General features: G+C 56.9%; 9 protein-coding genes and 1 pseudogene. 6 read left to right on the forward strand and 4 right to left on the reverse strand.

The features are described from left to right. Positions 1–3: 3 nt before the first annotated feature. Positions 4–1101 carry a DegT/DnrJ/EryC1/StrS family aminotransferase gene (locus tag NF876_RS18940; protein WP_262270215.1) on the reverse strand — a complete coding sequence of 366 codons (1098 nt, stop codon included), beginning with the start codon at positions 1099–1101 and terminating at the stop codon, positions 4–6. Positions 1102–1188: 87 nt separating this feature from the next. After that, positions 1189–3162, reverse strand: a complete 1974-nt coding sequence (locus tag NF876_RS18945; protein ID WP_262270216.1) for a hypothetical protein — start codon at positions 3160–3162, stop codon at positions 1189–1191. Positions 3163–4429: 1267 nt separating this feature from the next. Here NF876_RS18945 and NF876_RS18950 point away from each other — a divergent pair. Together NF876_RS18950 and NF876_RS18955 are read left to right on the forward strand one after the other, a co-directional pair. Further along, entirely contained in the window at positions 4430–5104 is a 675-nt protein-coding gene (locus NF876_RS18950; RefSeq protein WP_262270217.1) for a hypothetical protein, read from the forward strand. Positions 5105–5613: 509 nt separating this feature from the next. Beyond that, positions 5614–6940 (forward strand): annotated as a pseudogene (locus tag NF876_RS18955) (IS5 family transposase). Positions 6941–7325: 385 nt separating this feature from the next. Here the strand turns inward: NF876_RS18955 and NF876_RS18960 are convergent. Then, on the reverse strand, positions 7326–7451 hold the full coding sequence (locus tag NF876_RS18960; RefSeq protein WP_262270218.1) for a hypothetical protein: 126 nt from the start codon (positions 7449–7451) through the stop codon (positions 7326–7328). A 477-nt stretch (positions 7452–7928) separates the two neighbouring features. On the opposite strand from NF876_RS18960, the gene NF876_RS18965 reads away from it, so the two are divergent. The 4 genes from NF876_RS18965 (at position 7929) to NF876_RS18980 (ending at position 11720) form a co-directional block, all read left to right on the forward strand. Next, positions 7929–8638, forward strand: a protein-coding gene (locus NF876_RS18965) for an IS5 family transposase (RefSeq protein ID WP_262270247.1) whose coding sequence is annotated in 2 segments (ribosomal slippage) — positions 7929–8208 and positions 8208–8638 — 711 coding nt in all. Because the reading frame shifts where the segments join, the coding sequence is not laid out codon by codon here. Positions 8639–8958: 320 nt separating this feature from the next. Continuing rightward, entirely contained in the window at positions 8959–9924 is a 966-nt protein-coding gene (locus NF876_RS18970) for an FkbM family methyltransferase (protein WP_262270219.1), read from the forward strand. 148 nt (positions 9925–10072) lie between these two features. Further along, positions 10073–11431, forward strand: coding sequence for an FAD-dependent oxidoreductase (locus tag NF876_RS18975; RefSeq protein ID WP_262270220.1), 1359 nt, complete (start codon positions 10073–10075; stop codon positions 11429–11431). 49 nt (positions 11432–11480) lie between these two features. Then, positions 11481–11720, forward strand: a complete 240-nt coding sequence (locus NF876_RS18980) for a hypothetical protein (RefSeq protein ID WP_262270221.1) — start codon at positions 11481–11483, stop codon at positions 11718–11720. Here NF876_RS18980 and NF876_RS18985 read toward each other — a convergent pair. Continuing rightward, positions 11681–12661, reverse strand: a complete 981-nt coding sequence (locus NF876_RS18985) for an FkbM family methyltransferase (protein WP_262270222.1) — start codon at positions 12659–12661, stop codon at positions 11681–11683. The two genes, NF876_RS18980 and NF876_RS18985, sit on opposite strands and share 40 nt — an antisense overlap. Between the last annotated feature and the right edge of the window lie 141 nt (positions 12662–12802).

Raw genomic sequence — 12802 nt, forward strand, 5'->3', positions numbered from 1 at the left:
GACTTACCATTCATTTATAGCCGCAACAACGCGCGTGACCTCGTGGTCCGTGAGCTCGGGATAACAGGGGAGCGTCAGGATCTTGTCGGCCAGTTCTTCAGTTATCGGCAGACGGATTGCGGAATTGGCCTCCGAAACCGCGGCCTGACGATGATCGGGGACCGGATAGTGGATATCTGTTCCGATACCCATGGCTGATAGATGCCCAGCCAGACCCTGGCGATCGTCACAGGTCACGACGTACAGATGCCCGACGTACTCCTCCCCGAGACTCTGTGGGCAGCCGACACGCGGATTTCTGATCTCCGTCGAGTAGCGAGTGGCAATCTCTCGCCGCTTGGAGTTCCACGAATCGACAAAGGGAAGCTTCGCACGCAGAATGGCTGCCTGCATCTCGTCAAGGCGGCTGTTCCGCGCTCCGGAAGTGGAGACCCTATACTTCGCCTCCCAGCCATATTGACGCAACCGTCGGATCGACTGGGCAATATCGGAATTCTGAGTAACGACCGCTCCTCCGTCTCCCAGCGCACCTAGATTTTTAGTGGGATAGAAGCTGAAGCTTGCTGCGGCTCCAAAGCTGCCTGCCCGGCGACCTCCACGGCTTGCCCCATGAGCTTGCGCACAATCCTCGAGAACAGGGATTCCGGCGGGGTCGGTGATCCGCAGAACCGCCTCCATGTCGTGGAGGAGGCCGAACAGATGGGTTATCACGACAGCATCGATCCCACCGGCAGCAATCAAATCTGCAAGGTGGGTGAGGTCCATGAGGCGTGTCTTGCCGTCAACGTCTGCATAGACGGGAATAGCCCCAATCGAACCAAGCGCAGTCGCCGTATAGTAACCGGCATTTGCTACGGTGACGACGCGGCTCCCCTCCCTTACGGACAGGGCTCGAAGACCGAGCTCAATCGCGTCGGTTCCATTGGCGACACCGATGCAATGACGCGTCCCACAAAATCGAGCGAACTCCTCCTCAAAGGCCTCGTTCTCGCGCCCCAAGACGTACCAGCCACTCTCAAGGACGCGATCGACCGCCTCGCGAACTGCCGCCTCGGTGGAAGCAGCGTGTCGTTTCAGGTCATTGATTCCGATATGACTCATTGTAGTCCAGTCCTGAGAGAAGATTGGGGTTCTAACGGGAAGCACTCGGCGGATCAAGGCGTTTCCAGGCAGTTCCGCGCCGGACCATCAGTGGGTGACCGGTCGAACTTTGATCTGTCGGACGGCGACCCCAAGCTCTCGGGTTCCTCCAGAGGGTCGATCAAGGCTGGGAACTGACAGGACGAGGTTCAAAGGTTTGCCGCCGGTGCCTGCAACAGAGTTCCCCATGAAGGATAAGCCATCAGAAGTATTGCTTTTCTTGAGGGGAATGGACGCGCCATTCGCCGTCAGGGCGAAACCAGTGATGTTCGCCTCCGAAAGAGCGAAAGCGATTTTGACATCGACCCGGAAGGGTTGGTCGCAGGCTGGCAGAGTCACCTGAGCCTCTTTGCCAATGGTCCATCGAAACGCACCGTGGGTGTCTTTTTCAGGCACATCGAATCCAACCGCAGGAATCTGCTTGGTCGGATTCCAGTCATACGAGCATGTTGATTTGGCAGCGGCGTCCGTCGGCCTATCACTGGGAAGTGGACGATCCCGCTTCCAAGCGACCGCCAAGCCGGCAAATTCGTTGGCGGCCGCGCCCTGCAGCGAACGCAGTTTCGAACCATCAAAGGCAAGAACGCGGGTCTCTGCGTAGGGGACACTCCCTCCGCCGATCATAGCATTCGCGACTCCCTCGTCATCATCCTGGAATACGATGTCCCACCAGGGCCCCCAAGCCGGATCGAGAGGTGGCTCGGATGGAATGATCCGAAGCGTAACGTCCCTCTTCGGAAAGAAGGTCTTGATGTAGACAGGGCTCATTGTGTCCTTGGAGATCCAATAGGCTCCTGGATCAAGCTTAACAATGAAATGCCCAATGTTCGGTTCGCGCGCAACGATCTCGGCGAGCGAGTTCTTGAGGTTCCTTTCACTGATCGTTGCCGCTACCTGCTCCTTGTTATGCCCGAAATTGATGGCGACGATGCCTGCGGCAGCTATGCCCACAAGCCCAGCCCACAGTCGACCTTCAGCGAACCTATGGCGAGACAGATGCGAGATCGCGAAGTATGCCCCAGCGAGGACTACTGTCACATATAGGGGCACCCAAAACTGATGCACCATTCGCCAGCGTGTACCAGGAACCCAGACAGACGAGGAGGCTTCTACCAAGATCGTGGGGATGACCAAGCAGACAGCAACAACTGCGAGATCGAAGGCGGAGCGCGCAGAAAGCACGCTAAAGCGTGTCCGCGCCTCGTCTGAGCGCGCAGCCAGCCTTGTCACGAGGAAAGTAGCCAAGGCAAATAGGGCAACTGCGATGACTCCTGATATCGAAGACAGTGTCCGACCTGCCCAGACAGAGTAAGTGGGAAAGTCCACATGCCAGACCGCCATGGACAAGGATGTGATCGCCTGATCGAATGAGAATTCAGTGGAGTAGTATTTAGCCATTCCGGGTGCTGCCGTCGTCTTCCAAATCAGCAGGAAAATCCCGAACACGCCGACATAGACGAGAGAGTCACAAATCGCGCGGCCGAATCTTGCGACCGGTGCGGTTAGCAGGTTCCTCGAGCCATCCTGCGGACTTGAAAAGGCCAAGTACGCAATCGCTAGTACCGCACCACTCTGGAGCGTGTAGGTCGACAGCGCGAAGAACCACAACACCAGCGAGATCCCGTACCACACGACAGCGGTCCGGCCGCTCTGAAGGTAAAGAGTATAGGCCCAGATGCACAGCAGCGACATAGAAAGAGCGCCGATGAAGTTCCAATAAATATTGTCGATATATCCATTGGCCGTGAAAACAGCACAGAGAATGCCTGTCGCCAGAGCAAACCAACGCGCATCATCCCCACCGACCGCCCGAATACACACGTAAGACGCGACTGCGCAAAGCAGACTCATGAGATAACGCGCAATCAGGATTCCATTGTCCAAACCTATGATTAGGGGCTTGAACGCAATGTACCACCAAGGCGAAAGGGGATTCCGGTCGTTCATCTGCCAGAAGAGCTGCGCGATACGGGATCCCCTAGCCGCCTGCAACCAAGACAGCCAGTTCCGGTCCTCACCCATAGGCCAAACGTCGAATCCGACAGGGAAGCCAGACATCTGAAGAACACGGAGGAAGGCAAGAAATACTATCCACGCAAGAACTATAGTGGCAATATCTCGTCCCAACTTGTCGTGCTTTGTAGCCTGCATAAGCGCCCCATTGTCCTGAATTGTGTTGCTGTTTAGTCGCTTCGCGCCAACCGAGCAATAGCATGCACCCGCTGTGGCTTCCTGACGCACAGGCGTTCTTCAGTTTACCGTAAGGACGGAGTCACCGCGTCGGTTGTCATCAGCCACAGCACGCAATGCTGATAGATTGAAGACGGGGAGCTTTTTTGCAGCTTAGACATCAGGTAAGTCCGGCACACCAGTAGAAGTGATGCTCCTGGCGGCGAAATTATATATCAAAGGCAAATGATAGTATCACGACAGCGTCATCAAGAAACATGAAGCGAGCACGATTGATTGAGCCCCTTTGGCGACGACAGGGCCTTCAGTATTCTTGACCATCAACAGTCTTAACAATGCACTTCCATGAAGGGGTCAATGATGTTACACGCCCGCTCGCATCTGTACACGGTTGATGCTGGAGACAAGGATGAGTCTAAATAAGATAAGCTGGGATTGGCGGTATGGAGCAATTCTGATTTACATTTCTAGTTGCGCGACCTTCTACATTCACGCCAAGCTATATCCAAGTCTGTCCGATGCAAAGAACTACGTAGACATAGCAATTATTTTCCGCAGACAGGGATTCCTGAGTAATTTTGAAGGACTTAGAACGTACCTTTACCCATCTTTTCTATATTTACTCTCATTCATTAGAGGGTGGAGACTAACTGCGGACGTCGCTGCTATCGTGCAGTGCGTTTTGTATTTATTGTTGACCCTAGGTATTAGCAAAGAAATAACGTATTATTGCGCTAGACTTGGAGCCGCTGCTTTCTTAGGGCTCATATTAAATGCACTTGCAATAGTATTGCTAGTCGATACATTAACAGAAGGCCCAACCATCATTTTGACCTTGGCCATGATCTGGACGATCTTTAGGGCAGTCCGAGAGACTGGTCCAAAGGCGATTGCGTGGCTGATCACAGGTGCCGCCTTCGCAGCTGCCGCTCTCATGGTACGACCCGCTAACGTTGCATTGCTGATAGCTTGGCATTGCACTGCTCTCTTTCAGTGCCTGCAATCGCGACCGGAACTAAGGTCTCGCTTCCTTGCATGTTACGGCTTAGGAGCACTTGCTCTAACTGCAGTCATAACGGGCCCGCAGCTATATTACAATATGAAGTTCCACAACAAAGCCAGCATTTTCCCCGCTGCGGATCTCGGCTCGCATCAAGTGGAATGGGGTATAATGATGATGAAATATGCAACGGTTGTTACGCCCGGCGGTGCAGAGCCTGTTATTTACAAGAACCCGTTCTATGGTTCGGAGGATTTGTCAAGCGGAGCTTTACGTTGGTACTTTGATCATCCTGTAGCGGGAATTAAGACTGTTGCTGCGCATATCTTTAATAGCTTCAGCTGGGATTATCCATTCGTCTATATTTATGACCTCGCTCCAAGTTATTCTGTGGCACTCCCGTTTCTAGTCTGGGTTCTTCAGATTTTGGGCGCTTACACACTCGTGCATTCCAGCATGATGTTTCTCCGAAAGCGAAAATATCGGGCGCCCATCGCCGCGCCAGTCCTGTTCATCGCATGTGCGACCGGCGCAATTATTGCGCTCAACAGTCTCGTTGCAGTTGAGAACCGGTTTAACATTCTACCAACGACGCTTCTTTTCGTCTTTGCAGCGAATTTCATTCAACTACGTCTCCGCCGTGTTAATAGAAAAGATATTATTGTCTTAGCCGGAACTGTGATGCTGGCGAGCGCGGCAACAATCGGGACAATCAGAGCCAAGGATTTCGCCGACCCCATTGTTAGGGCAGCGGAAATCACATCTAAGCAGTAAGGGCTGCAATGAGGCGGTAAGATTGCTGGAACAGATTAACGTCAACTTCAATCAATACCTGCTTGGGCGGAGAGGGTGCCTCCGTCTGAACATCAGCCTCCCCTCCGGAAGCCAGCGGGTTGTGGCAATTTCGTGATGCGCCGGAGAAAAGACTGCTCGATCATAAATAGGTCTCGCTTTGATAACACCCTACGTCAGAGGCCATTTGACGCTGGCTCTTCTAGCCCTTGTTGGGAGCGCCCTTGTCTTCTTTGCCCTGCCGAATGCCTACGCCATTGGAGGATCAACTATACTGCTGTTCCCAGCCGCAGCCGTCATGTGCGGCGCTGTGCTATGGCTCACGCTGAACACTTCTTGGCTGGCAAAACTCCTCGGCAGTCACGAATTGGTCTACTTAGTCGGCCCTGAACAACCCACAAATGATTGAGGCAAAAGGATTCTTCGCCGTCACGAAGCGTTGTAAAATGCCAGCATCTTGGGACGGACCCGCTCAAACCTGGTGTTTCGCCATGGGACCCAAGCCGACGCTGCCGAATTCCGGCGACCTCTACCGCAGCCGCCTCGACCAGATCCTCGATCCCCGCCACGCGTTGTTCCGCCTGGCTGCTTTGATCGACTGGTGTAGATTTGATGAGGAGTTCGGACGCTTCTATCGCCCCTTGGGGCGACCCGCCAAGCCCACGCGTCTGATGGTCGGTGTCGTATCTCCAGCATACCTTCAACCTGTCCGATGAAGCCGTGGTGCAGCGCTGGATCGAGAACCCGTACCGGCAGTGGTTCTGTGGCTGTGAGTACTTCCAGCATGAGCTGCCGTGCGATCCCAGCTCGCTGACGCGCTGGCGCAAACGGCTCGGACCCGAGGGACTGGAGACGCTGCTGGCGGCCACCATCCAAGCCGGGCTGGAAAGCGGCGCGGCGCGGCCCTCCAGTCTGGAGCGGATCAGCGTAGACACCACCGTGCAGCCCAAGGCCATCACTCATCCCACCGACGCCAAGCTCTATCTCAAGGCATTGCAGGCTTTGGTGCGGCAGGCCAAGCGGCACGGCCTCGAGCTGCGCCAGGCCTACACCCGCCTGGCCAAACGCGCTGCCGTGCAGGTCGGTCGCTATGCCTATGTCCGTCAGATGTGCCGCATGCGGAGCGAGTTGAAGCGGCTGAAGACCTATCTCGGACGCGTGTACCGCGATGTCGCCCGCAAAGCCGCCGGTGATGAGGTTCTCTCACGCCGGTTTGCTCCTCTGCTCGGCCTCATTGAGCGTCTTCTAACCCAGGAGCGCACGAGCAAGAACAAACTTTACAGCCTGTACGCACCCGAGGTGGTGTGTATCGCCAAGGGCAAGGCGCATCGCCCGTACGAGTTTGGCTCCAAGGTCGCACTGGCGGTGACCAACCGCGAACGCTTCGTGCTCGGGTCCAAGGCGCTGGAGGGCAATCCGTATGACGGCCACACGCTCGGCACGACGATCGATCAGCTCGTGGCCATGACGGGCGTCGAGCCGGAGCGGACTTATGTCGACCAAGGCTATCGTGGGCATGATTATGCCAAGACGGATCGGGTGTTCATCACGCGACAGCGGCGGGGTCTGACGCCGACGATCAAGCGCGAACTGCGACGCCGGTCTGCGATCGCGCCGATAATCGGGCACATGAAGGCGGACGGGCGGCTGGGACGCAATCACCTACTCGGAGCAGCCGGCGACGCCATCAATGCGCTCCTCGTGGCCGCCGGCCACAATCTGCGGCTGATCCTGAACTGGCTCAGGCTTTTTGTGGCCTGGCTCATGGAGGCTCTGATCATCTCATCCGCGCAACCGGATACTTCGCAAGCCGCCTGAAATCCAACGCCCGCCTCGTGCCGCCGCATTATTCAGGGCCGCCTACCTAAGCAAGCGGTCGTTCGGTCTGTACGTCTTCCATTTAGAGCATTATCGACTTACACGGGTTCATAGCCGCTGTTGGTGAGATAGTTCTGGCACTCCTCGGGCGAGAACTCATCGAGCAGTTCGCCAATGGTGGCCCAGACGGCGCAGGGTCAGCAGGATAGTGGAGAGAGCCGCCACCACGATCCCGTGGGCTTCCAATTCGGCCCGGATCTCGGGCCAAGGTGATCCCGGGCTTGGCCGCAACTAAGCTGCGGAGCAGGTCCTCATGGGGTTCCAGCACCGGGCGACGATGCCCACCAACCCGGTCAGGGACGAGCGAGCCAGTCCTGCGGACCCGCTACATCAGCTTCACGGCCGTCGACGGGCAGACCTCGTAACGTGCGGCAGCCTGGCGGATCGAGCTGCCCGTCTCAACAGCCCGGGCAATACGCCGGCGCAGATCCTGTGATAGCGGTGTGGTCATGGTGAGCCTCGCTGCTCACGCCCCACTCACTACGGAATCAGGCACCTCGATTCCGTTCAACCCCAAATTGCTCTAGCCGCGTTTGCGTTCGGCAATACCTATATCCTGCCCCGGCTCCCGTGGGCTCCACGGAGCCCATCAAGCCTATTTTATACCCAACTTCTTGTGACGTCTGTTGTAACAACCGAAATGGCGGCCCGCAGTTACCGCATCTTCGAACGCCCATTTCTTCGACTGAAGGACAAACGAGCAGTCATTCTTTCCCGCCCTGTCTAGAGCGATTTGACGGAACGCATGCACCGTGCGGGCGAGAAGCGCCACTGGGTTCCGCCGCACCTTCGGGGAATGAAGCGATGCTAGAGCGCGTTGACATTCAGGATTCCCGCGGGCTCGCAAGTCTGATTCAAGCTCCTTTTCGGAGCGGAGGTTCGGGTGAGCGGAGTGCGTCTGATTTTGAAGGATCACCAGTGGGATCGGATGGAGCCGCATTTGCCAGGCAAACGTATGGATCCCGGCCGAACGGCGGTCGATAGCCGGTTGTTCGTGGAAGCCGTGCTCTGGTTGGCCCGAACCGGGTCGCCGTGGCGGGATCTGCCGGACCTCTTCGGCAACTGGAACAGCGCCTTTGTTCGCTTCTCGCGCTGGTCCAAGAGGGGCGTCTGGGACCGGCTTTTTGCCGCCATGGCCGATGAGCCCGACTTCGAATACATCATGATCGACTCAACCATTGTCCGGACGCACCAGCATGCGGCAGGCAAAAAGGGGGGTGTGAGGCTCGTGCGATCGGACGCTCCCGTGGCGGGCTGACCACCAAGATCCATGCCGTCGTCGATGCTTTGGGCAATCCGCTCCGCTTCATCCTGACGCCGGGACAGGCGAGCGATATCACTCAGGCTGAAGCCTTGATCGCTGATCTTCCCGCCGACCATGTCTTGGGCGACAAGGGCTACGACGCCAAGCCGTTGCGCGAGGCCATCGAGAGCCAGGATGCCGTGCCGGTCATCCCGCCCAGGACAACCTCGCCACAAGTCCCCTGCGACTACGCCCTTTATTGCGAGCGCAACCTCGTCGAGCGCTTCTTCTTGAAAATCAAGCATTTCAGGCGCATCGCCACCCGCTACGAACAGACCCCACGGGCGTTCCTGTCAATCCTTTGCCTCGTCAGCGCGTTCATCTGGACCAAATGAATGTCAACGCGCTCTAGAAGCTGACCGCTACTCTGCCGCGACAACCGCCCTTCATCCGGCTGCGATGGACCGACATCAACCGGCGCCTAGTTTCCGGACAGTGTCACTGCGGCGCTCTGAAGTCTGGTTACAGAAAAATCTGATCAGCTCGGCAGCGGTCAAGGTCTAGCGACGCGGCTTGAACACCCATTCACCAATTACCTTGTGAGCAAGCTTCTGGAAGCACTGGCCATCCGCGTCCGCCTTCATCTTGACCGATGCCGGACTGAGGGCTATCCGGTCCCTTTACGAACTCGAATTTCGGGATTGAGAGCATCGTAATGACTTTGCCGACGAAGGAGGTCCAGATCGCGGACAGAACCTATACCGTCGCCGGTGTGGATGTCTCCGATCCTTACTTCAGTGCCATTACCGACAACTTCGAGCCTGACTTCCAGGAATTCTGCCGGTTTTTCCTTCAAAGCGACGATGTCTGCCTCGACATCGGGGCCAATATCGGCATGAAGAGCCTCATGCTCTCTCGGTTCGTCCGCAATGGACGGGTCATTGCCGTTGAGGCGGCACCAACAGTGGGGGAGGCCCTAACACTCAACATCGAGAAAAGTGGAGAGCCAAACATCACGGTCAGCCGTTGCGCGATCAGCGACACCGACGGCGAAGTGGGCTTCGCCGACAACTCAGCTTATGGGCACATCGCGCCGAGCGGCGTCCGGGTGCCCGCCAAGCGCCTAACTACTCTCCTTGGGGAACAAGGAGTCTCCCGCCTCGACTTCATCAAAATCGATGTCGAAGGGTTCGAGTATCCGATCCTGAAAGACTCACTCGACATTATCAACAGGCACAAGTCGCTCGTCTTGTTCGAGTTCAACTCCTGGTGCCAGCTGGCCTTCGCCCATGTCTCTCCGCTGGAGTTCGCCCGTTGGATCGTGGCATCCTTCTCCCATGTCTTCATGGTGCGCCGGGTCCAGTCGGGCGGGCTTGCCCTGGAGCGGGTGTCGCCGGATGGATCTCTCGGGCTGCTCCACACGAACCTAGTCGAGGACCGGACCCTTACTGACATTTTAGTCACCAACGCACCGGAACGCTGGTCATCGTCCTTCGCGACACTTGAACACCGGATCGCGGCCTCCTCGTTCTACGAGCCGAGCTTGGCCGCACAGCTTGCGGAAGCCCGGGCGGAAATCGAGCGACTAACCCTCGAACGGAATGCTCTCCTATCGTCAACGTCCTGGCGGCTTTCAAAGCCTCTTCGGGTCGCCGGTAGGATCCTGAAAGGTCGAGACTAGGGCGGGAGCGCTTCTGTGCGCCTCCCGCGTCCTAGAACGACCTATACCCGCCCCTGCGGCCAAGTGTGCCAAAATTACCTTTGAACTTGCGTCTCGGTGATGGTACCAGCCGGTCCTGCTTCGAATGTTACGGTGGAAGGGCCTTCTTTTGGCAAGTATCTGCATTATCGGCGGCGGCATGGTCGGTTTGGCCCTTGCGACGGAAGCGGTACGCCGCGGCCACAAGGTCCGCGTCTACGAGGCCGGTGGCGAGATGCCAGGGGAGTCGAACCTGGAAACCGGCGGCGTGAACGCCGAAGGCACGAAATACTTCGATATCAGCCAGACGCGGGTCTCGGCCCTCGGCGGCACCTCCCATATCTGGGGCGGAAACTGCCGGTTCTTCGAGGCAGAGGATTTCGAGCCCCTGGCGGAGAACGCCCCGAGCTGGCTCATCAACCGGTCGGACATCGAGCCCTATTTCACGACGGCCGAGACTCTGCTGCACTTAGGCGGAACCTGGGACCCCGCGGATTATTTCAATCCGGCGCCGCCAGTGGGACCGTATTTCAAGCCCAGCATCTACAAGCTGTCGCCTGTGTTGATGCCGGAAGAGGGCCCACGGCGCCGGGGAAGCTCCTACATCTATCTGAAGGACAAACTCAAAGGCGTCGAGATCTTCCCTCTGCACATGTTCAGCCGCTTCGTTCATCGCGGCGAGAAGATCACGTCCGCCCAGTTTCTAACGAACGACGGACGGGTGGTCGAGGACAACGCGGATCACTTTATTCTGGCGTGCGGTGGTCTTGAGAACAATCGGCAATTGCTCATCCAAGCCCAGAACACCGCGGACCTATTCTCACGCGTCGCCGACAATGTCGGGCATTTCTGGTCCGAACACCCGCACCCGTTCCTGGCCCAGGCGCTGTTCTCCGATGGGAACTTCAAGGAATATGCCGGCTCGTATCGTGAACCGACCTACGATTTCGTGTTTACGACCAAGTTCTCTCTGGCCGACCGGCGCAGCATTGACGGCCCTGCCCTCTCCCACACCATGCAGCTCGTGTATCGGGGAGAGGAGAAACCGCAGTATCTGACTGCTATCAACGAGCAGTTGCCCTTGCGGGAGAACCGGATCGAGCTCTCATCCGAGATCTCGATCTTTGATAAATTGCCGCTTCTGCGTCTGCATTACAATTCCGACGTGACGACACGATCGCGGATTTGGAATGCCATGATGCTCTTTGCCGCCTACGCGGGTTCGCATGACGAAACACGGCTGAAGCTCGCCCTCGATCAGGCGACATTCCTGAATCCGGAACTGGGACTCGGCGGGGGCCATCACCACATGGGCGGGACCTGCATGGGCAGCCTTGAAAGTGGTGGTGTGATCGATCGGGATTGCCGGGTCTACGGCACAGAGAATCTCTATATGGCGGGCAGTTCCGTCTTCCCGCGGGGTGGATCCGTCAACCCGACCATGAACGCGATTGCGATCGGCCTTCGCACCGTCCATCAGCTGTCATAACCCAGGGAAGCAAGATCAAATGGATAGAAGGTCGTTCAACAAACTCCTGATGGGTGGCACAGCCGTGGTAGCCCTGGCCAGCGGCGCCGGCGTTGCCTTCGTTCACTTCCGAAGCAACGCTCGACAGCTGAAAAATCCAGATCCGAGCCAGCGGGCTCGGATCTATCGAGAGGAATTCCGTCAACAGAAGATCAAAATCGTTGATGGTTTCATTGTCGCGCAAAGTGAAACAGCCGACGAGATCAAGGATTACGCGACCCGTCTTCTCAAGATCAAATCAACGCACTGATCGGACTGCATGATGTCTTCGACGGTGTTGCTTGAAACGACCCGCTCGGTGGAGTCATGCTGGAGGACCGAGAGCGTAAACCCGGAATCGACCATTTCCTTAACAAAATCCGATCCATTTTGACCAAGTGAGCCATATCGGATCGGTGCGAATTCAAGCAGGATCGTAAGGTCGCGGCACTCTGTCAGAACCTTCTTCATCCCCTTCCATACGTTGAACTCATAGCCTTCAACATCGATCTTCATGACAGTCGGCACCACTGGCCGGCCCGCACTCTGGGCAGCGTCCGCAAGAGCAAGATCAAGTGGACGGACCTTCACTTGGTCCGCTGCCGTGGTCCCATCCCCAAACCCTGGGGTCAGCGATGCCGACCCACGAAGCGTCCCGACATGTCCTAGCGTCGCCTCGCCCACCTCCTCACCGATCGCAACCGTCTGGACGCGGGAGTAGGAATCGAAGCCGTTGATCATCAAGCTGTTTGACACCAGCGTGGCCAGCCTGTTCTGCGGCTCAAACGCAACCACAAATCCCGTGGGCCCGACCAAATGCGCCGCCAGGATGGAGAAGAAGCCACAATTAGCCCCGATATCGATGAAGACATCTCCTGGACCGACTTCTCGGATGAAGAACTCCGTCACCCAAGGTTCCCACCGCCCTTCATAAGCAATATGGGGCGTCAGGCTGAGGTCTTCGCTGTCGAGGTAAATCTTCCGCCCGAAATAAGTCTCTGTCAGCAGAGTATTGTTGCCCATATACTGGCAAAATCTCGGCTTCATTTGCTGAGGTTGGGGCTTGTCTTCATTGGCGATTCGGTGAGCCTGTTTAAGAACTGAACGGATAGCACCTTTCAAATACTTACGGGCAGCAGACATTCCGCCCGTTGAAGAGCGCTGCACGCTTGACATCGCGCCTGACGCTTCCTGCCCATTTGAATTGTTCATCTTTCCAACCCCTGCAACAACAACGTTGCATTGTTCCGACGGAGACCTGTGGCTTAGACAGGATCGTTGTGAATAGCAATAATGCCTCTTCCCGAAAAGCACCCGGTCCGTAGGCTGAACCTGCCGGATCGGGCCGCAGTG

Source organism: Microvirga yunnanensis (assembly GCF_025460875.1).